The 22,444-nt window shown below is 63.6% G+C and carries 15 protein-coding genes and 11 pseudogenes; 12 read left to right on the forward strand and 14 right to left on the reverse strand.

Annotated features, from left to right (window positions below; genetic code table 11):
• From C9990_RS00005 to C9990_RS00015, 5 genes and pseudogenes are all read right to left on the reverse strand, one after another.
• The coding region (locus tag C9990_RS00005; RefSeq protein WP_177410323.1) for a phosphatase PAP2 family protein at nucleotides 1–560 on the reverse strand (560 nt) is incomplete at its 3' end.
• Between the two features lie 2 nt (nucleotides 561–562).
• A pseudogene (locus C9990_RS32950) lies at nucleotides 563–1,029 on the reverse strand (class I SAM-dependent methyltransferase family protein).
• Nucleotides 999–1,505: pseudogene (locus tag C9990_RS32595) on the reverse strand (class I SAM-dependent methyltransferase family protein); the annotation flags it as partial. The pseudogenes C9990_RS32950 and C9990_RS32595, both read right to left, overlap by 31 nt.
• A gap of 266 nt (nucleotides 1,506–1,771) precedes the next feature.
• The gene (locus C9990_RS32605) at nucleotides 1,772–2,305 is read right to left on the reverse strand and encodes an alpha/beta fold hydrolase (RefSeq protein ID WP_256595044.1); all 534 of its coding nucleotides are present in this window, start codon (nucleotides 2,303–2,305) and stop codon (nucleotides 1,772–1,774) included.
• 11 nt (nucleotides 2,306–2,316) lie between these two features.
• Nucleotides 2,317–2,925, reverse strand: a pseudogene (locus C9990_RS00015) (CDP-alcohol phosphatidyltransferase family protein).
• A gap of 304 nt (nucleotides 2,926–3,229) precedes the next feature.
• Between C9990_RS00015 and hflK (C9990_RS00020) the strand changes: the two are divergent.
• The 9 genes and pseudogenes from hflK (C9990_RS00020) (at nucleotide 3,230) to cfaB (ending at nucleotide 12,336) form a co-directional block, all read left to right on the forward strand.
• Nucleotides 3,230–5,150, forward strand: a pseudogene (hflK, locus tag C9990_RS00020) (protease modulator HflK).
• Nucleotides 5,151–5,162: 12 nt separating this feature from the next.
• Nucleotides 5,163–6,140 (forward strand): annotated as a pseudogene (gene hflC / locus C9990_RS00025) (protease modulator HflC).
• Nucleotides 6,137–7,168: pseudogene (gene hflK / locus C9990_RS00030) on the forward strand (protease modulator HflK). Before hflC ends, hflK (C9990_RS00030) begins: the two co-directional pseudogenes overlap by 4 nt.
• Nucleotides 7,165–9,029 (forward strand): annotated as a pseudogene (locus tag C9990_RS00035) (heavy metal translocating P-type ATPase). Before hflK (C9990_RS00030) ends, C9990_RS00035 begins: the two co-directional pseudogenes overlap by 4 nt.
• Before the next feature lie 115 nt (nucleotides 9,030–9,144).
• The gene (locus C9990_RS00040) at nucleotides 9,145–9,396 is read left to right on the forward strand and encodes a hypothetical protein (protein ID WP_065902641.1); all 252 of its coding nucleotides are present in this window, start codon (nucleotides 9,145–9,147) and stop codon (nucleotides 9,394–9,396) included.
• A 68-nt stretch (nucleotides 9,397–9,464) separates the two neighbouring features.
• Nucleotides 9,465–10,110: pseudogene (locus C9990_RS00045) on the forward strand (DUF692 family multinuclear iron-containing protein).
• Nucleotides 10,076–10,291, forward strand: a complete 216-nt coding sequence (locus C9990_RS32955; RefSeq protein WP_371920608.1) for a DUF692 family multinuclear iron-containing protein — start codon at nucleotides 10,076–10,078, stop codon at nucleotides 10,289–10,291. Before C9990_RS00045 ends, C9990_RS32955 begins: the two are co-directional and overlap by 35 nt.
• Nucleotides 10,282–11,067, forward strand: a pseudogene (locus C9990_RS00050) (putative DNA-binding domain-containing protein). The gene C9990_RS32955 and the pseudogene C9990_RS00050 overlap by 10 nt, the downstream one beginning before the upstream one ends.
• Nucleotides 11,068–11,153: 86 nt before the next feature.
• A pseudogene (cfaB, locus tag C9990_RS00055) lies at nucleotides 11,154–12,336 on the forward strand (C17 cyclopropane fatty acid synthase CfaB).
• Nucleotides 12,337–12,473: 137 nt separating this feature from the next.
• On the opposite strand, the pseudogene cls reads toward cfaB, so the two are convergent.
• A pseudogene (gene cls / locus C9990_RS32960) lies at nucleotides 12,474–13,911 on the reverse strand (cardiolipin synthase).
• Between the two features lie 130 nt (nucleotides 13,912–14,041).
• Between cls and C9990_RS00065 the strand changes: the two are divergent.
• Entirely contained in the window at nucleotides 14,042–14,563 is a 522-nt protein-coding gene (locus C9990_RS00065) for a DUF3617 domain-containing protein (RefSeq protein ID WP_065902631.1), read from the forward strand.
• Here C9990_RS00065 and C9990_RS00070 read toward each other — a convergent pair.
• The 7 genes from C9990_RS00070 to folE2 are packed head-to-tail and all read right to left on the reverse strand — an operon-like array spanning nucleotide 14,560 to nucleotide 20,185.
• Nucleotides 14,560–15,897 (reverse strand): dihydroorotase, encoded by a 1,338-nt coding sequence (locus C9990_RS00070; RefSeq protein WP_106802244.1) that lies wholly within the window; start codon nucleotides 15,895–15,897, stop codon nucleotides 14,560–14,562. The two genes, C9990_RS00065 and C9990_RS00070, sit on opposite strands and share 4 nt — an antisense overlap.
• 3 nt (nucleotides 15,898–15,900) lie before the next feature.
• Nucleotides 15,901–16,461: a DapH/DapD/GlmU-related protein gene (locus tag C9990_RS00075; RefSeq protein WP_048721911.1), complete on the reverse strand. Its 561-nt coding sequence runs from the start codon at nucleotides 16,459–16,461 to the stop codon at nucleotides 15,901–15,903.
• Nucleotides 16,458–16,871 (reverse strand): phosphoribosyl-AMP cyclohydrolase, encoded by a 414-nt coding sequence (hisI, locus tag C9990_RS00080; protein WP_065902628.1) that lies wholly within the window; start codon nucleotides 16,869–16,871, stop codon nucleotides 16,458–16,460. Before hisI ends, C9990_RS00075 begins: the two co-directional genes overlap by 4 nt.
• Nucleotides 16,868–17,746, reverse strand: a complete 879-nt coding sequence (locus C9990_RS00085; RefSeq protein WP_106802245.1) for a metal ABC transporter substrate-binding protein — start codon at nucleotides 17,744–17,746, stop codon at nucleotides 16,868–16,870. The genes hisI and C9990_RS00085 overlap by 4 nt, the downstream gene beginning before the upstream one ends.
• Nucleotides 17,747–17,757: 11 nt before the next feature.
• Nucleotides 17,758–18,624, reverse strand: coding sequence for a metal ABC transporter permease (locus C9990_RS00090; protein WP_065902624.1), 867 nt, complete (start codon nucleotides 18,622–18,624; stop codon nucleotides 17,758–17,760).
• Nucleotides 18,624–19,292: a metal ABC transporter ATP-binding protein gene (locus C9990_RS00095; protein ID WP_106802246.1), complete on the reverse strand. Its 669-nt coding sequence runs from the start codon at nucleotides 19,290–19,292 to the stop codon at nucleotides 18,624–18,626. The genes C9990_RS00090 and C9990_RS00095 overlap by 1 nt, the downstream gene beginning before the upstream one ends.
• A complete protein-coding gene (gene folE2 / locus C9990_RS00100) occupies nucleotides 19,289–20,185 on the reverse strand; it encodes a GTP cyclohydrolase FolE2 (protein WP_106802247.1) in 897 nt (298 codons plus the stop codon). The genes C9990_RS00095 and folE2 overlap by 4 nt, the downstream gene beginning before the upstream one ends.
• Nucleotides 20,186–20,313: 128 nt before the next feature.
• Here folE2 and C9990_RS00105 point away from each other — a divergent pair, with 128 nt between their 5' ends.
• Nucleotides 20,314–21,525 (forward strand): N-acetylmuramoyl-L-alanine amidase, encoded by a 1,212-nt coding sequence (locus C9990_RS00105; protein ID WP_106802248.1) that lies wholly within the window; start codon nucleotides 20,314–20,316, stop codon nucleotides 21,523–21,525.
• Here C9990_RS00105 and C9990_RS00110 read toward each other — a convergent pair.
• Nucleotides 21,522–21,890 (reverse strand): glutamine synthetase, encoded by a 369-nt coding sequence (locus C9990_RS00110; protein ID WP_065902616.1) that lies wholly within the window; start codon nucleotides 21,888–21,890, stop codon nucleotides 21,522–21,524. The two genes, C9990_RS00105 and C9990_RS00110, sit on opposite strands and share 4 nt — an antisense overlap.
• Before the next feature lie 125 nt (nucleotides 21,891–22,015).
• Here C9990_RS00110 and dksA point away from each other — a divergent pair, with 125 nt between their 5' ends.
• Complete coding sequence (gene dksA, locus C9990_RS00115; protein ID WP_106802249.1) at nucleotides 22,016–22,420, forward strand: RNA polymerase-binding protein DksA; 405 nt, start codon at nucleotides 22,016–22,018, stop codon at nucleotides 22,418–22,420.
• Nucleotides 22,421–22,444: the final 24 nt, after the last annotated feature.

A 22,444-nucleotide genomic window follows, 5' to 3' on the forward strand; every position in this document is an offset into this window, starting at 1 on the left:
GGCAGGGCGCCTGTGGGTAAGTCGATAAAGTGGTGTTGATAAGTGGTCAGCACTGAAATCCCGATCAACGCGAACCAGCCATGCACCACCCAGCGCCAGAAGCCCTGCGTATGGCGTTGGTACATGACCCACAGGATCACCAGCAGCGCGATGTGCAGCGAGGGCGCCTGGTTGAACGGCTTGTCGAACCCCGCCAGCACGGCGAACAGCCAGCCAAACACGCCGTCCAGTTCCGGGCGTTCGAAGGTGAAGCGCAGCGGCCAGATCAGGAAGCAACTCACCGCGATGACCTGCGCCGTCAACAGGCGCAGGGCATGTTGCTTGAGCTCGTGACGGCTATTGGGCAGCAACAGCGAGAAACCGTAGAGCAGATCGATGGACCAGTAGGGCACGATGGTCCAGGCCCAGAAGGGCATATGGGTTTCCCAGTCGAACACCAGCGTGCCGACATCGCTGCGCTGGCTGGTGACCCAGGTGGCGAAGCCATAGGTACTGAAAAACAGCGGCGCCAACAGCAGCAGCCATAGCACCGCTGGCTTTAACAGGCCGGGTTCGCGCATGTTCAGATCTTCTGTGCTAGGGACACGGTAAAGATGCCCCACTCGTCCACACGCTGGGTGATCTTGCGGAAACCGGCGGCTTCCACCAATTGGTCCATTTCCGCCTGGCTGCGGCGGCGCATCACCCAGGCCTGGCCCTGGCGATGGCTGGTCAACGCACGGGCGATCAGTTCCAGCTGCGGGTGCCACGGCTGGCCGGTGTAGACCAGATAACCGCCAGGCTCCACGGCCTCGGCGAGACCCGCCAGTGAGCCGCCGACCATGCCGTTGTCGGCAAACAATTCATACAGCCCGGACACCACCGCAGCGTCGGCTTGGGGTCCAGTGCGGCCAGGTCCAGTCGGTCGAATGCATCGCCTTTGACGAACTGCGCGATATCCCCAGGCCCTTCTCGCGGATCAGCGCGCCACCGTCGCGCGTTGATGTCGCTGTAGTCGCGCAGCAGGATCGACTCCGGCAGCGGCGACACACCTGCAAGGCTTCCAGGATGTAGCGGCCGTGGCCGGCGGCGATGTCGACGATGCGCACTTCGCGCTGCTCATCGCGCAGCCGGATCATGGCCAGGCGCAGCAGTTCTTCGACATTCAACTTGCGCTGGCGAATGCCACGCCAGCCGATGGAATTGAGGTAATTGGTGTCGATCATCCGCCCCAGCCCGCCCTTGCCGGTGGGCTTGTTGCGGTACACGTAATCCAGGGTACTGCCGGAGTCGAAGCCGGTGTCGAAACCGAGTTTCACCCCGTCCGACAGGTTCTTGCCCAGGCCCATGCTGGCGCGGGTCAGGCGCCAGTACAGGTCGCGCAGGGAATTGCGCGGCAGCGGCGCGGCGAGGGCTTCGGACTCGGCGCAGGTGGCACCCAGTTTGTCGGCGTCCAGCAGGCAAGCGCGGTCCAGCGGCTGGGTGAAATTCTGCAGGATAAAGCGCCGGGCACTGCTCACGGCCACCGCGCGGGCGTTCGCCAAGGGTGTCGTGGAAGAAACCGGAAGGATATGCAGCTCTTTTTTCAGGCTGCCAAGGGTCGAAAAACTGTTGCTGGGGTTTGCGGTGCACCACAAAGTCGGAGCCGGAGATCAACAGTTGGGTCGGCACCTGGATCGCCTGGGCATCGGCCACGACGCGGTCGGCCGCTTCGTACAGGCCAAGCAGCACATTGACCGAGATGGCCTTGGTGATCAGCGGGTCGCTGTCGTAGGACGCCACGCGCTCAGGGTCATGGCTGAGGAACTTGGCCTTGACGTAGCTGTTGACGAAAAAGTTGCCGCGAAACTTGCGCATCAGCGCCAGCCCTGGCCGTGCGAACGGCACGTACAGCTTGACCTTGAACGCCGGCGAGGCGAGTACCAGCGCGGATTTTCGGCGCGTAGTCATGCACCCAAGTGGCTGCGATTACCGCGCCGACGCTTTGCGCGACCACCGCGAAGTTTTCTTCCTCGATGCTGTAAGCCGCGCCGATATGCTCGCAGAAGGTCTGCACGTCGCGGGCGCTGGTGGCGAAGCTTGGGCTGTCGCCGCGCGCGCCCGGTGATTGGCCGTGGCCGCGGGCGTCCCAGGCGAAGAAGTCGAATTGCGGCAGGTCGAGTTCATCCACCAGGTGCGCGATGCGCCCCGAATGCTCATGACCGCGATGGAACAGCAGGATCGCCTTGCGCGGCTCATCGCCCGCAGGCGCAGTAGCCGGCCAGTGCCGATAGAAAAGCTCGACGCCATCATGGGTACTGAAGGTGTGCTCTTGCTGTTCGCGCATCGCAAAAATCCTTATGCAATCGGTGGAGTATCTGAGTGTTCCTTGAGGCCCTGGCGCACCGGTTGACCAGGGTGTAGGCGAGCAGGGCGGCGACCAGCCACATCACGGTGTCGACCCAGCCCGCGCCGAGCCAACCCAGTGCAAACACCGGTGGCCAGCACGCCGAGGACGAAGGCCCGGTCACTCTTGCCCATCGGCCCGTCGTAGCGGCGCGACGCACCGACCATGGGCCCGAGCACGCCGGCGTATTCGCTGAATACCGCCAGCAGCGCCACCAGCAGCACCGGCGCCAGGCTCACACCGGGGATCAGCGCGAAAGGCAGGATCAGCGTCGATGACGTTCAGTTCAGGTAGGCGCCCAGGCGCGACTGCTGGCCAAATTCACGCGCGAGCATGCCGTCGATGGCGTTGAGGGCCATGCGCAGGATCATCCACAACGGGATCAGCGCAAACAGCCAGAGGTGTTGAGCGAAGCTGGCGATCAGCAGGCCGACCAACAGGGAAACCACGCCGGCCAGGACGGTGATCTGGTTGGCGGTGGTGCCGTTGTCGTAGAGGCGCTGCACGAGGGGGCGCAGCAGGTTTTGAAAACGCGGCTTGAGCTGATAGATCGAAATCATGGGGAGTGACGCTTCCTTGTCCGTGAGCCCGCGAAAAACTGGTTTGGAGTGTGCCGATTATTCATGGCCTGCACCAGTGATGGCGCGTGTTTATGGGGGTTTTGTCACGCTATCGGAGGCGTCGCCGAGCAAATCAGCAAGCGGGCCGCCCCACGAATGCGGTGGGTAAGGGTGAACAGCGATAAATGACAGACCGCCATCGTGGGCAAGCCCACTCCCGCAGGGGTTTTACGCGGGTTTCGAACAAAAATTTCACGCTGCGTGTTATATCGTAACGAATTGTGTACAACTGGGCGTTAAGTAGATGCAAGTGGATCTAGAGGCTGACGGCGCTTCGGTGGAAGGCCTGCCGCGTTTTCAGCAAGGGCTGTTCCATGCCCGTCGATTGCGCCAGGCCGGCATCAGCCTGACGGCCCTGGCCGTTGCCGGTTGGGTGCTGGCGCTGTTTGTCGCGCTGTTTGCGCCGCTGTCGATCTGGCCGGTGGTGTTGATCAACTGTGCGTCGGCGCTGCTGGTGCTGGTGGCCGGGTTGCAGTCGGCGTGGTGGGTCGCCGATTGGCGTGCCCAGGCGCTGGAAGAACCGGTGGCGGCGTTGACCGAACAGCCCGATGACCCCGTCACCTGGCATCGAAGCCTGGCCAACCGCCTGGGCAGTGGCCTGCTGGCCCAGATCGGTGCGCCGGTGTTGTGGCTGTGCGGTTGGGCGCTGCTGGCGCTGGTGAGTGTTATCGAGTTCTGGAACCTGGCGCTGCCCGCCGCGGCGGTGGGGCAGTCGGCCAGTGTCGGTGCCGCGCTCGGCTTGGCACTGGCGTTTGGTCTGCTGGTGTTCGAACGGCGCCTGGCTCAGGAAACCGCCACGCAATGGCCGGAAGCCGCGCAATTGGCACAGTTGAACGGGTGGCGATTGTGTGCCTGGTGGTCAGCGCGATCTGCCTGCTGTTTGCCGGCGCAGCGTCTGTCTGGCCGCTGCGCCTCGCCACACTGATCGGCCTGTTGCCCGCCCTGGTGGCGCTGGAGTTTCTGCTTCGGGCCGTGCTGTCGCTGTTCAGCCCGCGCCAACCGCGCCTTGAGCCGCGCTTGATGGCGCAGAGCTTTATTGCCGACCTGCTGCGCTGGCCGCCGCAACCGTTACTCGCCTTGCAGCATGAGCTGCACAACCGCTTCGGCATCGACCTGCGCCAGATCTGGGCGTTTACCTACATGCGCCGTGCATTCCTCCCGGTGCTGCTGGTGGTGCTGGCTGTCGGCTGGACACTGACCGGCGTGCATGAAGTGCCGCTGCAGGGGCGTGGGATTTATGAACGCTTTGGCAAGCCCGTCGAGGTGTTCGGGCCCGGCCTGCATACAGGTCTACCCTGGCCGTTGGGCCGTGTCATCAACGTGGAAAATGGCGTGGTGCATGAGTTGGCCACCAGCGTCAGCGAAGCGGCTGCGCCGGAACTGGCGCCTGCCGAGGGCCCGGCGCCGTTGATCGCCAATCGGTTGTGGGACGCCAGCCATGTGAATGACAAATCCCAGGTGATCGCCAGCAGCAGCGGCGACAAGCAGAGCTTCCAGATCGTCAATGGACGTGCGTTTGTCTACCGCATCGGCCTCACCGACCAGGCCGCGCTGGCCGCCACCTACCACAGCGCGGACGTGCCGACCCTGATTCGCAGCACCGCCAGCCGTATCCTGGTTCACGACTTTGCCTCGCGCACCCTCGACGAATTGCTCGGCGAGCAACGCACTCGCCTCGCTGACGAAATTGGCAGCGCGGTGCAGGCGGACCTGCAAAAACTCGACAGCGGCGTGGAAATCCTCGCCACGGTCGTGGAAGCCATCCACCCACCGGCCGGTGCCGCCAATGCCTACCACGGCGTGCAAGCCGCGCAGATTGGCGCCCAGGCCCTGATCTCCCGCGAGCGCGGTGCCGCCAGCGAACAGACCAACCAGGCCTTGCTGCAAGCCAGTACTGCGCGCGACCAGGCGCTGGCCAGCGCGCGTGAAGTGAATGCCGGGGCCCAGGCGGCCGACCTGCGCTTTGCTGCCGAACAAAAGGCCTACGCCACGGCTGGCCAGGCCTTTGTGCTGAGCAGTACCTCGGCCAACTCAGCCAGGGCCTGGCCCACGCCAAGCTGCTTATTCTGGATCACCGCCTGGGTGCCGATGGCGCGCCGACGATCGATCTGCGTTCTTTTACCTTACCGGCCGATCCTTCGGTGCCGCGTAAAGCCGTTCAATAAGGAGTCTGTCTGTTGAGCGCTCATTCTCACGATCATCATCATGGCATCACCACCGCTCATCATGGTGATGAACACGCGGCAGGCCCGTTCCCCTGGCGGCGCATGGCCTGGGCGGTGCTGCTGGTGCTGTTTGCCGTAGCGGCGGCGAGCCTGGTGCAGGTGCGTTCCGGTGAAGCCACGGTGATTACTCGCTTCGGCAACCCGTCGCGGGTATTGCTGGAGCCGGGCCTGGGCTGGCGCTGGCCGGCGCCGTTCGAAGCGGCGATCCCGGTGGACCTGCGCCTGCGCACCACGTCCAGTGGCTTGCAGGATGTAGGCACCCGCGACGGCCTGCGCATCATCGTGCAGGCCTATGTGGCGTGGCAGGTGCAGGGCGATGCCGACAATGTGCAGCGCTTCATGCGCGCGGTGCAGAACCAGCCGGATGAAGCGGCGCGGCAGATTCGCACCTTTGTCGGCGGCGCTGGAGACCACGGCCGCCAGTTTTGACTTGTCGAGCCTGATCAATACGGATGCCAGCCAAGTGCGCATTGCCGATTTCGAGGCTCAGTTGCGCCAGCAGATTGATCAACAATTGCTCACTACTTATGGCGTGCGCGTGGCCCAGGTCGGCATCGAGCGGCTGACGTTGCCGTCGGTCACGCTGACCGCGACGGTCGACCGCATGCGTGCCGAACGCGAAACCATCGCGACCGAACGCACCGCGTGGGCAAGCGTGAAGCGGCGCAGATCCGTTCCGCCGCCGAGCGTGATGCGCGCATCGTGCAGGCCGATGCCACGGTGAAAGCGGCTGACATCGAAGCACAGTCGCGCGTCGAAGCAGCGCAGATCTATGGGCGTGCCTACGCCGGCAACCCGCAGCTGTACAACTTGCTGCGCTCGCTGGATACCTTGGGCACCGTCGTGACGCCGGGTACCAGGATCATCCTGCGCACCGACGCGGCGCCGTTCCGTGCATTGGTGGACGGGCCGAAGGACGTCCAGCCATGATCGAGCGTGGCAGCCCGGACAGCCCGTGGATCCAGGCTGGGCGCCTGACCTTTGGCGCTGTACGCGGTGACGGTATTGGCGGCATTGGCCTGGGCGTTTTCCAATGTGCGGCAGATCGACCCGCAGAACCGTGCCGTGGTGTTGCACTTCGGCGCGCTGGATCGCATCCAGAATGCCGGCTTGTTGCTGGCCTGGCCGCAGCCGTTCGAGCAAGTGGTGCTGTTGCCGGCGGCGGATCGCGTGATCGAGCGGCGCGTGGAGAACCTGCTGCGTTCCGACGCTGCGATCCAGGCCGACCGCGTGGCCAGTTTCGCCACCCCGTTGAGCGACGCACTGGCCGGCTCCGGCTACTTGCTGACCGGCGATGCCGGCGTGGTGCAGCTGGATGTGCGGGTGTTCTACAAAGTCACCGAGCCCTATGCGTTTGTGTTGCAGGGCGAGCATGTGCTGCCGCGCTGGACCGCCTGGTGACCCGCAGCGCGGTGGCCCTGACTGCCGCGCGGGACTTGGACACGATCCTGGTGGCGCGCCCGGAACTGATCGGCACCGACAACGGCGCCGCGCAACGGCGCGAAAGGCTGCGTGGAGACCTGGTGCAAGGCATCAACAAGCGCCTCGCGGAGTTGACGTCCACTGGCCTGGGATTGGGCATACAGGTCACCCGCGTCGACGTGCAATCAAGCCTGCCGGGGCCGGCGGTAAATGCCTTCAACGCCGTGCTCACCGCCAGCCAGCAGGCCGACAAAGCGGTGGCCAATGCGCGTACCGACGCGGAGAAACTCACCCAGACCGCCAACCAGGAGGCCGACCGTCTGGTGCAGGTTGCCCATGCCCAGGCCAGCGAACGCCTGGCCAATGCGCAGGCGCAGACTGCTACCGTCGCGAGCCTGGCCCAGGTGAAAGACCCCGGCTTGCTGCTGCGTTTGTACCGCGAGCGGCTGCCGAAGATTCTCGGCCAGGCCGGCGCTGTGACCACCGTCGATCCTAAAGACGACTCCCGCTTGATCATCCAGGGAGCCGAACAATGAGCGCACCCATGTTGACCTCCGCCGAGCAGCGCAGCCGCCCGGCAATTGACCCTGGCGATGCTCGCCCTGGGTTTGCTGGTGCTGGGCCTGGTCTGGCGCTGGCTGGCGCCGGACCAGGGTGGCGTCAGTCAATTGCTGCTCGGCGTTGCGTCCTTGCTGGTCGCGGTGCCGGTAATGCGCTCGGCCTGGTACAGCCTGCGCTTCCCCAGCCTGCATGGCATCACCGACCAGTTGATCGCCCTCGCGATGATGGGGGCGTGGGCCACCGGTGACCTGCTGACCGCCGCACTGCTGCCGATCATCATGATTTTCGGGCACGTGCTGGAGGAGCGCAGTGTGATCGGCTCCAGGAGGCGATCCACGCCCTGGGTAAATTGACGCGCCATGCCCGTCGGGTGCACGCCGATGGCAGCATCCATGAGGTGGATAACGGCACGCTGAACCCGGCGATATCGTTGAAGTGCGCGCCGGTGACCGCGTGCCGGCCGATGGCGTGGTGCTGTCGGGCCAGGCCAGCCTGGACACGGCGCCGATCACTGGCGAGTCGGTGCCGCTGGAGGCCCATGTCGGCGTCCAAGTGTTTGGTGGCGCGATCAACCTCGACGGCCTGTTGCGTTTGCAAGTGACCCGCACCGGCAATGAGTCGACGCTGGGCAAGGTCATTGCGCTGATGCAGAACGCCGAGCGTTCCAAGCCGCCGATCACGCGGCTGCTGGAGCGTTACGCCGGCAGCTACATGGTGCTGGTGCTATTGCTGGCGGCGGTGACCTGGTCTGTGACCAATGACGCCCAGGCGATGTTGGCTGTGCTGGTGGCGGCGTGCCCGTGTGCGTTGGTGTTGTCGGCCCCGGCCACGGCGATTGCCGGGATTGCCGTGGCGGCACGGCATGGGATTCTGATTCGCAGCTCGGCCTTCCTCGAAGAGTTGGCGGACCTGACCTCGCTGGTGGTCGACAAGACCGGCACCCTGACCTTTGGCACCTTGCGTTTGCAGTCCATCGAGAGTGTATCGACGGATCGCCAGGCGCTGCTCAACCTGGCGGCCAGCCTCGGCTCGGCCAGCAGCCACCCGGTCAGCCGCGCGTTGGCGGGGCTGGCGACGCCGGAGCAACGGCTGGCGCTCAGCGATATCCGCGAGCGCCAGGGCCTGGGCGTGGTGGCACAGACCGAACAGGGCGAGGCGGCGCTGGGGCGTCCGGAGTTGTTCGAGCAATTGGGTATCGCCGCGACGCCTGTTCTGACCACGACGGCCCGATTGCCGGGCTGGCGCTGAAGGGGCAATTCGTCGCCTGGCTATTGCTCGCCGACAGCGTCAAGCCCGAAGCCCGCCAGGCGCTGCAGGAACTGCGCGACCTCGGCCTGGGCCGCCAACTGCTGCTGACCGGCGACCGCCAGAGTGTGGCCGACAGCCTGGCGCTGGACGTGGGCATCAGTGATGTCGAAGCCCAGGCCCTGCCGGAAGACAAGCTCAACCGCGTGCTCGGCGAGATCGACAGCGGCTTTCGGCCCATGGTGGTGGGCGACGGCATCAACGATTCCCTGGCGCTCAAGGCCGGTGTGGTCGGCGTGGCCATGGGCGCGGGCGCGCGGATATCGCGCTGGCCTCGGCGGATGTGGTTGATCGGCAGCGACCTGCGCCGGCTGGGCACTGTGTGCGCTTGAGTCGCCAGTGCCGGCACACGTTGCAGGTCATCATGTGGGCTGGACGCTGGCCATCGTGGTGTTTGCCGCCTTCGGCTGGCTGGGCGCCGCCGGGGCCATGATTGCGGCGGTGCTGCACAACCTCAGCACTTTGCTGGTACTGGGCAATGCCGGGCGTTTGCTGCGGTTTCAGGAGCCGCTGCTGAAGCTTGAGGAATAATTTTCGAATTATTTTTGTAGCGCTGTAACGCCGGCAGAGGGCCTCACTCTAGTGGTGTGTCGAGACTGAACAATCCGTTCAGACCGACTCCACTACCGATCATGAGGACTACAAAATGAACATTAAATCCGCTGCTGCCGGTGCCGCTCTCGCCATGGCCGCCGCTACGATGTTTGCCGGTGTTGCTACCCAGGTCCAAGCCGCAGACGCCTCGGTTCATTGCTATGGCGTCAACGCCTGCAAAGGCCAGAACGACTGCAAAACCAAGGACCATGCGTGCAAAGGCCAGGGTTCTTGCAAAGGCCAGGGCTTCCTCTCCATGAGCAAGGCCATGTGCGACCAGAAAGGCGGCACCGTCGGCGAGTAACCGGCAACCGAGTGCAACCGCAGCGGCTGCCTCCCACCGCTGCGGACACTTTTACCTTGGAGTGTCCTATGCCCACTTCTCTTGCGAGCCGGTTACGGCCTGGGCTTACGCAGCGAGTACTACCAGCAGATCCTCGAACAATCGCCGCCGGTGGATTGTTCGAAGTGATCTCCGAAAATTACCTGGTGCAGGGCGGCAAAGCCCTGTACTACCTGGACGCAATCGCCGAGCGTTATCCGCTGGTGATGCACGGTGTGTCCCTGTCCATCGGCGGGCCGCATGCCCTTGATACCGATTACCTGAGCAGCCGCCCTCGCCGAACGCATCCAGCCGGCGTGGATTTCCGATCATCTGTGCTGGAGCCGCGGCAGCGCGCACCAGCTGCATGACCTGCTGCCGTTGCCCTACACCGAAGAAAGCCTTTACCGTGGCCGCCCGCGTGCGGCAGGTGCAGGATGTTCTGCAGCGCCCAAAACGTCTCCAGCTATGTGGCGTTCGAAGGCCGATGAATTTACCGAGTGGGAATTCCTCAACGCGCTGACGCACTTGTCGGGGTGCCAATTGCTGCTGGACGTCAACAACGTCTACGTCAGCTCGCGCAACCACGGGTTCGACGCCTGGACCTTCATCCGCAACCTGCCGCCTGCGAAGCATTCGCCAACTGCACCTGGCCGGGCATATGGACTACGGCGATTATGTCGTCGATACCCATGACCAACCGGTATGTGATCCGGTGTGGGCGCTGTACCAGCAGACGTTGGAGCACCTGGGGCCGGTCTCGACGCTGTTGGAGCGCGATGATCATTTCCCGCCGTTCGACGTGTTGCTCACCGAGTTGGACAAGGCTCGCGCGTTGGGTGCTAGCGCCCTGGCCCGGAGATCCTTATGCGCCTGACCGATTGGCAGCTGGCGTTTGAACAGCATGTGTTATCTGAAACCTCGCTGGCCGACAGCAGCTTTGCCGCCACTTTGCTGGGTGGGCCGACGCTGGACGTGGACACGGGCCTGGCGATTTATCACAACGCCTACCTGTCACGGCTGCAGGACGTGTTGCGGCATGACTTCAGCGCCATCCGATATTGGCTTGGGGACGATGAGTTCGCCCGCGCTGACCGAGGCCTACGTGCGGCGTTATCCGTCGGCCCATTACAGTTTGCGTTGGCTGGGCGAGCGGTTCCCGGGGTTTATCCTCGAACACCTGGTGGCCGAACAGAGTGCGCCGCTGGCCGAGCTGGCGCGCTTGGAATGGCCTTCACCCTCGCATTCGATGCGCCATCAGGGCAGCCGCTGACCCTGGACGACATGGCATCGTTGCCGCCTGAAGCCTGGCCGGCGCTGCAGGTCAGTCTGGCGCCCTCGGTGCAGCAGTTGCTCTGCCACTTCAATACGCTGGCGCTCTGGCGGGCCAGCAAGGAGGAGTCCGCCTTCCCGCCCAGCCAGGCGTTGGCGTTGGCGCACATCTGCCTGGTTGCGTCATCAGAATGTGTGCCATTACCGCAGCCTGGAGCCGGCAGAAGCCTGCGCGCTGGCCGTATGGTGACCACCGGCTGGAATTTTTCAGAACTGTGCGAGCAGCTGCAGGTCACTTATGCAGAGGGAGCCCCATTGCAAGCGGTCACGTGGCTTAAACAGTGGATCCAGGACGGTTTGCTCGAGCGCCGAGCCCCATAGAAGAACGCTATCAATCGATAGCCTCCTACTTTGTCTTCGGATGGTCTACCCTCACACCAGACGTCTGAAACAAGGGGGGACTACTCATGCTCGCGCAACTTCCACCGGCCTTACAGAATCTTCAGCTACCGCTGCGTCTTCGACTCTGGGATGGCATGAATTCAACCTGGGTCCCGATCCCAGTGTGACCATCGTGGTGAAGGACCCCACGGTTGTCTCCAAGCTCACCCATCCCACGCTCGATTCATTGGGCGCAGCCTTTGTCGAGGGCAAACTGGAGCTGGAAGGCTCCATCAGCGAAGTGATCCGGGTGTGTGATGAATTGAGTCACGCCCTGATCGATGACGACGAGGGGAGTCGTCCGGTGCGCTCGATCCACGACAAGGCCACTGACGCAGCGGCGATTTCCTACCACTACGACCTGTCCAACGAGTTCTACCAGCTGTGGCTGGACCAGGACATGGCGTATTCCTGCGGTTATTTCGAAACCGGCAGCGAGTCCATCGACCAGGCCCAACAAGACAAATTTCGCCATCTGTGCCGCAAGCTGCGCCTGCAGCCGGCGAGTATCTGCTCGACGTCGGCTGCGGTTGGGGCGGGTTGGCGCGGTATGCCGCGCGGGAGTTCGGCGTCAAAGTATTTGGCATCACCCTGAGCAAGGAGCAGTTGGCGCTGGCCCGGGAACGGGTCAAGGCCGAGGGGCTGGAAGACCAGGTCGACCTGCAACTGCTGGATTACCGCGACCTGCCCCAGGATGGCCGTTTCGACAAAGTGGTCAGCGTGGGGATGTTTGAACACGTCGGCCATGCCAACCTGGCGGAATACTGCAAGACCCTGTACGGCGCGGTACGCGAAGGCGGCCTGGTGATGAACCACGGCATTACCGCCAAGCACACCGACGGTCGACCTGTGGGCCGTGGCGCCGGTGATTTTATCGAACGTTATGTCTTCCCCAACGGCGAGCTGCCGCACCTGGCGATGATGACTGCCGAAATCAGTGAGGTCGGGCTGGAAGTGGTCGATGTCGAAAGCCTGCGCCTGCATTACGCGCGCACCCTGGACCACTGGAGCGAGCGGTTGGAAGACAACCTGGAAGCGGCGGCGAAGATGGTGCCGGACCAGGCGCTGCGTATCTGGCGGCTGTACCTGGCCGGTTGCGCCTATGCGTTTGCACGCGGCTGGATCAACCTGCACCAGATCCTCGCGGTCAAGCCGCACGCCGATGGCAGCCATGAACTGCCGTGGACGCGGGAAGATATCTACCGCTGAAACACAATCATGACAGCTGCGGTGATCTACATGTGGGAGCGGGCTTGCTCGCGAAAGCGCTTTATCAGTGACTCATCGAGTACTGATGTAACGCCTTCGCGGGAAAGCCCGCTCTCACATGGATCGCGTATTGATCGCTAGAGAATGGGTGAAATAAGCCGCGCGACCCGCATGCCCAGTTGTTGCAGGCGGCGGGTTTCGCGGCTTTCTTCCTGGCTGACTTCATGGGCCAGGGCGAAGTCGTCGAGCAGCATCTGTTCCACTTGCTGGGCGAAGGCTTCGTCGACCGTGAGCAACATCACTTCGAAATTCAACCGGAATGAGCGGTTGTCCATGTTCGCACTGCCGATGGCGCTGATCTCGCTGTCGACCAACACCACCTTCTGATGCAAAAAGCCCGGCGTGTAGCGGAATACACGAACCCCGGCGCGTACCGCTTCGATCGCATACAGGCTGGACGCGGCGTAGACGATGCGGTGGTCGGGGCGCGACGGCAGCAGCAGGCGCACATCCACCCCACGCAGCACCGCCAGCCGCAGCGCGGCAAACACGGCTTCGTCGGGGATGAAATACGGGCTGGTGATCCACACGCGCTCGGTCGCCGCGTGGATGCCTCGACGAAAACAGCGAGCAGGTTTCATACGGGTCGGCCGGACCGCTGGCGAGCAATTGGCAGAGCACACCGTCTTCCGGGTAGGCGTCCGGCAGGATCAGCGGCGGCAACTCGCGTGCGGCCCAGAACCAGTCTTCGGCAAACGACTCCTGCAGGCACGCGACCACCGGCCCGGTGACCTGCACATGGGTATCGCGCCAGGGCGCCAGCGGCGGCTTTTTGCCGAGGTATTCATCGCCGACATTATGCCCGCCGACAAACCCGGTGACGCCATCCACCACGACGATCTTGCGGTGGTTGCGGAAGTTGACCTGGAAGCGATTGAGCCAGCCGCTGCGGGTGGCGAAGGCCTTGACCTTGACCCCGGCGTCGCGCAGCGATTGCACATAGTGATGGGGCAGGGCGTGGCTGCCGATGCGATCGTAGAGCACATGAATATCCACGCCCTCGGCGGCCTTGGCTGTCAGCAAGGTGTGCAGTTGGCGGCCCAGTTCATCGTCGTGAATGATGAAGAACTGGAACAGCACGGCCGTCTTCGCGCGGCGGATGGCGTCGAAGATCGCGCTGAAGGTAGCCTCGCCATTGATCAGCAGGCGCACCTCGTTGTTCGCCAGGCACGGCATGCGGCCCAACTTGGGCATGGCGCGCAGCGAGGCGTAGGCGCTGGAGTTGCGCGCGGCCAGGGCTTCCTCGACCCACGGGCGCCAGTTCAGCTCAGTGATCGCGGTGTGCATTTCCTGGTTGGCTTGGCGCCGCGCCTGGATGTAGGCGTCGAAGGTGCTGCGGCCGAAAATCAGGTAGGGAATCAGCGTCAGGTAGGGCATGAACATCAGCGACAAGGCCCAGGCGATCGAGCCTTGGGCGGTCCTGACGGTCAGCACCGCGTGGATCGCGGCGAGGGTCCCGAGAAAGTGCAGCGTGGCGATGAAGTAGGCGAGCAGGTGCGGGCCAAAAAAATCCATGGACGACATGACTCCAGACAATCCAGTGCCTAACAGACCATGAACGGCTGCGAATGTCGCTATTTTATTTGCCGTGCAACACTGGCACTTTTGCGGCGTCTAACGCCCACAATTGCCCAGGAGTTACCCGATGAATGCTCGTCTGCTTGGTTTGGCCATGGTTATTGGTGTGTCGCTGCCCGTGGCGGCGCAGGCGCAGATGCTGGCGCCGGGCTTGTGGGAATTGACCACCAGCAACATGAAAGTCGATAACCAGGACCTGCCGGACCTGTCGTTGATCCTCGGTCAGCTCAAGCAACAGATGACCCCCGAACAACGCGCGATGCTGGAAAAACAAGGCATCACCATGGCCGGCAAAGGCGTGCAGGTGTGCCTCACGCCGGCGCAAGTCGCCTCTGACTCGATCCCCCTGACCGACCCGCAATCGGGCTGCAAACAGGAAGTGACCGACAAGACCGGCAACCAGTGGAAATTCCGCTTCAGCTGCCCGAAAGCCCAGGGCACTGGCGTCGCAACCTTCCAGAGCCAGAAAGAATTCACCACCACCGTCAACGGTACCTTCAATGCCACCGGCATCCAGCAGAAGGGCAGCCTGGACAGTCATGCGCAGTGGCTCGGCAACGATTGCGGTACGGTCAAGCCGCGCGCTTAACGCAGGAAATGCAGCGGCAAGCCCTGGCAGCTGTCGACCACCTGGCCTTTGTGCCAGGCCAGGTGGCCAGACACCAACGTGGTGCTGACGCTGTGGCGAAAGCGCCGCTCGGCAAAAGGCGTCCAGCCGCAGCGGGCCAGGATCGGCTCGTCGCTGACCGGCTTGCCTGCAGGCTCGGGTTTGATCAGCACCAGGTCGGCCCAATACCCTTCACGTAAATAACCCCGATCCGGGATGGCGAACAAGTCGGCGACGCGGTGGCTGGTTTTCGCCACCAGGGTGGTCAACGGCAGCAGCCCGTCGGCGACCAATTCCAACAACGCCGGCAGCGCGTGCTGCACCAGCGGCAGACCCGCTGGCGCGTCCCGGTACCCCAGCTGCTTTTGCGCCCAGGTATGCGGCGCATGGTCAGTGCCAATCACATCCAGGCGATCACTCAACAAGGCCCGGCGCAGGGCGTCGCGGTCGGCGCGAGTCTTGATCGCCGGGTTGCATTTGATCTGGTGGCCAAGGCGGTGATAGTCGCGGTCATCGAACAGCAGGTGGTGCACACAGACTTCCGCCGTGATGCGCTTTTGCGCCAAGGGCAGGTCTTCAAACAGCTCCAACTCTCGGGCGCTGGTCAGGTGCAGTACGTGCAAGCGCGTCCCCAAGCGCCTGGCCAACTCCACGGCAAAAGAAGACGAGCGATAACACGCCTCGGCATCGCGGATCAGCGGGTGGGCAACCGCCGGGATCTTGTCCCCGAAGCGCTCGCGCAGGCGCTGTTCATTGGCCTGGATGCTCGGCGTGTGTTCGCAGTGGGCGAGGAGCAGGGTGGGCACCTCGGCAAACAGTCGCTCCAGAACCTTCGGGTCGTCTACCAGCATGTTGCCGGTGGAGGCGCCCATGAACACTTTGACCCCGGCCACTTCGCGCGGATCGAGCGCGGCAATGGTGTCGAGGTTGTCGTTGCTCACGCCGAAGTGAAAGCCGTAGTTGGCCACCGAGTGCAGGGCCGCGCGGCGCTTTTTATCGGCCAGGGCTTCCAGGGTCAGCGTGGCCGGGTTGGTGTTGGGCATGTCCATGAAACTGGTGATGCCACCGGCCACGGCCGCCCGGGACTCGCTGTAGAAACTGCCTTTGTCCGGTGCGCCAGGCTCGCGGAAATGCACTTGGTCATCGATCATGCCCGGCAGCAGCCACTGGCCTTGGGCGTCAATGGCCACCGGCGCATTGCAGCCCTCGATGCTGGCGGCGATCTTCTCGATGCGGCCGTTGGCAAGCAGTACGTCGGCGTCGAATTCCTGGCCCTCATTCACCAGGCGGGCGTTGCGGATCAGCAGGCGGCTCATGGTTCAGAACTCGTTTTGCAGGGCTTTGTAGCCGCGCACCAGGTCGACGTTGGTACGCGCCACGTCTTCGGAAAACTCCGAGGCGCTGACGCTGACCGGCGGGAATTGCGACAGGTCGGTGTTGGGCCCGATGCGCGTGGTGGAGGGCACGTAAAACGCGGCGGGCAAGTCGCGGCCGTCGACCACCGAGTTGTGGCGCACTACGCAGCCGTCGCCCACGGCGCAATTGAACAGCACGCTGTTGAAGCCGATGAACACACGGTCGCCGACGGAGCAGGGGCCATGGACGATGGAGCGGTGTGCAATCGAGGTGAACTCGCCGATGGTCACCGCCGCGCCGGACTTGGAGTGGATGACCACGCCGTCCTGGATGTTCGAGTTGGCGCCGATGGTGATCGGGTCCATCGCGCCGCTGGCGTCGACTTCGTCGGCGCGGATCACGGCGTAGGGGCCGACGAACACGTTCTCACCGATGATGACCTTGCCGCAGATGATCGCGGTCTTGTCGACGTAGGCCGATTCGGCGATCACCGGCAGATCGCCGGAAGGGTTCTTGCGGATCATGCAGCGGGCTCCGTAATGATGTGAACGTAATGACCGTCGATGGCGTTGTAGAAACAGGTCGGGCGGCCGGTGTGGCAGGCCGGGCCTTGCTGGTCGACGATCAGCAGCACTGCGTCGCCGTCGCAATCGAGCCGCGCTTCCACCAGCTGCTGCCAGTGGCCGGACGACTCGCCTTTGCGCCACAGCTGCCGGCGCGAGCGCGACCAGTAGCAGACCTGCCCGGTGGCCAGGGTTTCGGTGAGGGCCTGGCGGTTCATCCAGGCCAGCATCAATACCTCGCCGCTGCCGTGTTGCTGGGCAATGGCGGCGATCAGCCCATCGCTGTTCCACGCCAAGGCATCGAGCACCGGGTCGAGTGGAAAGCGGCTGCCGAGGGCAGCCTCTTCCAGTTCGAGCATGCTCACGGTCATGGCTTGCCCAAGGCGGCGCACAGGGTATTGAGGTTGTATTCGAACAGCCCGGTGAAGGTGCTGGCCGGGCCTTCGGCGGCCAGGGCATCGGAGTACAGCGTGCCGCCGATCTGCGCGCCGCTTTCGTCAGCGATCTGCTTGAGCAGGCGCGAGTCCTTGATGTTTTCCATGAACACCGCCTTGACCTTGTCTTTGCGGATCTGGGTGATCAGCGCAGCGACTTCGGCAGCCGACGGTTCACGCTCGGTGGACAAGCCTTGGGGCGCGAGGAACTCGATGCCATAGGCCTGGCCCAGGTAACCGAAGGCGTCGTGGGAGGTGACGATGCGACGGTTGCCCGGCGGCAGTGCGCCGAACTTGGTCTTGGCTTCGGCCAGCAGGCGGTAGATTTCTTTCAGGTAGACCTGGCTGTTGCGCAGGTAGTCGGCCTTGTTGGCCGGGTCGGCGGCGACCAAGGCCTTGGTGATGTTGTTCACGTAGATTTCGGCGTTGGCCAGGTTGTGCCAGGCGTGCGGGTCGGGGATGGTTTCGCCGTCCTCTTCCATGGTGTGGGAAATCACGCCCTTGCTGGCGGTGACCACGGTGGCCTTGGTTTCGGTGCTGGTCACCAGGCGGTCCAGCCAGGGTTCGAAGCCCAGGCCGTTCTTGATGATCAGCCTGGCCTTGAGCAGCGCCTTGGCGTCGTCCGGGGTGGGCTCGTAGGTGTGGGCGTCGGAATCCGGGCCGACCATGTTGCTGATCTGGATGTGATCGCCACCGATCTGGTGGGTGATGTCATCGAGAATACTGAAACTGGTAACCACCTGGAGTTTGTCAGCGGCCTGGGCCGTCGATAACGACAGCACCAGACTGAACAGCACGAGTAGAGCGCGCATCGGGAAACACCTCATTGGGATGACAGCAAGGGCGGGCGGCGCAGCAAGCCGTGCACCGGACCGAAGACCACGGACAGCAAATACCCGACGCCAGCCACCAGCACGATCGCCGGGCCGCTGGGTAGCGAGTAGTAGAACGACAGCAGCAAGCCAAACCACACCGACAGGCATCCCAGCACCGCCGATACCGCGATCAGCACCGGCAGGCGCCGGCTCCAGAAACGTGAAGCGATGGCCGGCAACATCATCAAACCCACCACCATCAACGCGCCGATAGCCTGGAAGCCGATCACCAGGTTCAGTACCACCAGGGTCAGGAACAACCCATGGGCGAGCGGGCCGAGGCGACTGACGGTTTGCAGGAACAGCGGGTCGAGGGTGTCCAGCAGCAGCGGTTTGTAGATCAGCGCCATGGCGAGCAGGCTGAAACCGGAGACCCAGAGCATGCCGGTCAGGGTGGTTTCATCCACCGCCAGCGCGGAGCCGAACAGCAGGTGCAAAAGGTCCAGGCGCTTGCCGGCGATGCCCAGGATCAGCACCCCGGCGGCGAGCGAGATCGGGTAGATGGCGGCGAGGCTGGCGTCTTCGCGCAGGCCGGTGCGGCGGGTGATCCACGCCGACAGGCCGGCCATGCCCAGGCCTGCGCCGAGGCCGCCGATGGTCAGCGCGGGCAGGCTCAGGCCAGCGAACCAGAAGCCCAGCGCGGCGCCGGGCAGGATGCCGTGGGCGACGGCGTCACCGATCAGGCTCATGCGCCGCAGGATCAGAAACACCCCCAGCGGCGCGGTGCTGCAAGCCAGTACCAGGCCGCCGATCAAGGCGCGACGCATGAACACGAAGTCGAGGAAGGGCATCCACAGGTGGGCGGCGAAGTGCATCAAGCCACCTGCATGTGCGGTTGCGGGCGGATCAGCTCTTTACTGGCCCCGAACACGCAGCCGGTGCTCTTGATCTGCACCACTTGCTGGGTGTGGTGGCGCACGGAGGCGAGGTCGTGACAAACGATCACCACGGTGCGGCCTTCATCGTGCCAGGCGTGCACATGTTTCCAGCACAGCGCCTGGCCTTCTTCGTCGAGGGCAGCGTGGGGTTCGTCGAGCAGCAACACTGGCGCTTCGGCCAGGCTCATGCGGGCGAGCAGGGCGCGTTGCAGTTCGCCGCCGGACAAGGCCATCAACGGGCGATGTTCAAGGCCGCTGAGGCACCAGTCTTCGAGTACTGCTTGCAGGCGTTCGCTGCGTTGCGGCGGCGTGAGTCGGGTGCCCCAGAAACCGGCGGCAACCAACTCTTGCAGGCTGATGGGGAACTGGCGGTCGAGGTGCTGTTGCTGAGGCAGAAACGACAGGCCGCCGCGGCGTGGAACATCCACGGTGACTTTACCGGCGAGCGGTTTCTGCAGGCCTGCGATGACTTTGAGCAAGCTGCTCTTGCCGGTGCCGTTGGCGCCGATGATGCCGGTGAGGCTGCCTTTTTCCAGGGTGAAATCCACCGCCGGCGTCAGCGGTTGGCCGGGGGCGCCCCAGCGCAAAGCGGTGCAGGTGATCATGCAGAGGGTCTCGTCCAGCGGCTTTCAGCCACGGCATCGTGCGCGTGCAGGCTTTCGGCGTGGATCACTTTCAGGTGGAAGGCGTTGATGGCATCCGAGCGCTTCAAGGCGAGGTTCAGGCGGCGGGCAGCGTCTTCGCAGAACATCAGGTTCTGCCCGTTGGCCAGGGCGAAGGCTTGTTCATCCGCGCGTTTTACAGCGGTTTGTACGGCGGTGCCGAGGGCCGCCTCGACGTCGTCGATCAGCGCGGTGATGGGCAGGTCGGGCTGTTGGCCGTCCAGCTCGATCAACAGCTGCGCACTGCTGCGCTGGCTGTGGGGCGTGGCAACAATGCCGTTGGCGCTGCCGAGCCAGGTGAGGACGTCTTCATGTTGCAAAGGTGTGTTGCCGAAATCTTCAACAAATTGCTGCTGAATCAATTGCCTGGCGAGGGCGGCCGAGCAAGGGCAGGTTGAGGAATAAGTAACGTCAATTTTTAGTTCCACGTGGAACATCTGGTTTTGCAGACGCGCTTCGATGCTTACCGGATAGCTTTTCCAGCCGGCCAGCGGGCTGACCAACGCCGGGCGTTTGAGCAGCAAATCGGTGTGGATCCGCAGGTAGGCGTTCTTAGATAAACCTTCATGACTGTCGAGAAAACGCTGCAGTACATTACGCAGAAGTGCCGGCGTAAGGGGCTGCTGGTCGAGCACCTCCAACGCCAGGTACAGGCGTGACATATGAATGCCACGGGCGGCGCCATCGTCCAGGCTGACGCCGGCATCGGCGGTGGCGGCCAGGCGATGGCCGTCGATGAGGATCGGCAAGGCGATACCGCACATACCGACCCAGTCGAGTGGCAAGGCTTGGCGTGAAGCCTGCGCGGCGATATCCGGCAGAGTCAGCGCATTCATGAGCAGGTCCATCGTTGGAAATAAAAAGACATGTTATATTATAACTATTGAGTCGACGATGATTTTTCTGCTCCAGCCTTTTTTCAGTCATGTCGAGCAGGGACGCTCCTTTATTTGCGGTATTTGTCATGCACAGACGTCAGCTCCTAAACCTGCTTCTGGCCAGCCCGCTGTTCACCTTGCCTTTCACCGCGTCGGCCACGCAGATTCGCAATGCGCGCCTGTGGCGCTCGGACGACAAGCTACGGCTGGTGTTCGACCTCAGCGGGCCGGTGCAATACAAAACCTTTTCGTTGAGCGCACCCGAGCGCCTGATCATTGACCTCAGCGGCGCGGGGCTCAGTGGGGATTTCTCCCAGTTGATGCTCAAGGGCAGCGGGATCACGTCGATTCGCTCCGGGCATTTCGGCAAGGGCGATACGCGGATCGTGCTCGACCTGGCCGCGCCGATGCAGCTCAACAGCTTTTTGTTGCCGCCCCAGGACGGCCAAGGGCACCGGCTGGTGCTGGACCTGACCGGCGCCACCCATGCGCCGCGCCAGATCGCGGCGCAGCCTGCGCCGTTGGTGGCACCGGTGGACAAGGCTCATCCCAAGCGCGACATCATCGTGGTGGTCGACCCCGGCCACGGCGGCAAGGACCCCGGCGCCGTCGGCTCCAAAGGCCAGCGTGAGAAAGACGTGGTGCTGTCCATCGCCCAGCTGTTGGCCAAGCGGCTGAAGCGCGAGAAGGGCTTCGATGTGAAGCTGGTGCGCAATGACGACTTTTTCGTGCCGCTGCGCAAACGCGTGGAAATTGCCCACAAGCACAACGCCGACATGTTCATCTCGGTGCACGCGGATGCCGCACCACGGATTACCGCGTCGGGCGCTTCGGTGTATGCCTTGTCCGAAGGCGGCGCCACGTCCGCGACCGCGCGCTTCATGGCGCAACGTGAAAACGGCGCCGACCTGCTCGGCGCCACCAGCCTGCTGAACCTCAAGGACAAGGACCCGATGCTGGCCGGGGTGATCCTGGACATGTCGATGAACGCCACCATCGCTTCCAGCCTGCAACTGGGCAACTCGATCCTGGGCAGCCTGGAAGGCATCACCTCGTTGCATCAGAAACGTGTAGAGCAGGCCGGCTTCGCGGTGCTCAAGTCACCGGACGTGCCGTCGATCCTGGTGGAAACCGGGTTCATCTCGAATGCGCGGGACAGTGCGCGACTGGTCACCGCGCGTCATCAACAGGCGGTTGCCGATGGCCTGTTCGAAGGTTTGAAGAAGTACTTCCAGAAGAACCCGCCGATGAACAGCTACATGGCCTGGGTGCAGGAACAGAAGGATGCCCAGGCCTAGCAGCCGGTTATCCGGCTGCAGGTGAACTTGGCGCTGGCGCCACCCGAACTGGAGAACCGGTTGAGGGTGGTCCAGCCCACGCGCCGTGTGTAGCCCACCCACGCCTCACCGTCCGAGGCCAATCCGGTAAAGAACGTCAGCTGCCCATAGCGGCTGTTGGTCTGTGCCCAATAGCGTTTGCCGATCACCTCGAAGCCGCGCAGGTACGTGGTGCTGCCGACCGTTGCCACGCTGTAGGCATTGCCCAGCGGGTCGACACACGCCAGCAGGTTGGCGCTGCGCGTGCAGTTGGCCAGCAGGCTCGGTGTCTGCGCGCAGGCCGGGCCTGCCGCTGCCAATAACAGGGCGCACCACAGATATTTCATAGGGCTTCTCGGGGCAGGGAGGGTTCCAGCATTGCGCCCTTCGTCGTGACGAGCAAGGGGGATTGGCTTATTTGTATTGTTATACTATAACATTAAACCACAGCCTGACCCGTGAACCGCTCCCCATGACTGAACAAGACCTCCTGGCCCAGCCACACGCCGACTACATGAATGAAGCCCAGCAAGGCTTCTTCCGTGCGCTGTTGCTGGTCCAGCGCAATGAACTGCAAGCGCGTATCGATGCCGAGTTCCAGCAGCTGCGCGAGCAGGAAACCAACAGTGATCCCGCCGATGTGGGCAGCGCCGAAGAGCAGCGCCAGTGGCAGCTGCGCCTGCTGGAGCGGGAAAAAAAGCTCCTGGACAAGATCGACGACGCCCTCGAACTGCTGGCCCGTGGCGAATACGGCTGGTGCCGCGAAACGGGCGAGCCCATCGGCCTGCAACGCCTGCTGCTGCGTCCTACCGCCACACTGTGTATCGAAGCCAAAGAACGTGAAGAGCTGCGCGAACGCCATAAACGGGCGATTTGACCGGCCACCCTGATGAGGAATACC

The sequence above is a fragment of the Pseudomonas sp. S5D5 genome, assembly GCF_003013355.1.
Lineage (GTDB): Bacteria > Pseudomonadota > Gammaproteobacteria > Pseudomonadales > Pseudomonadaceae > Aquipseudomonas > Aquipseudomonas aylmerensis.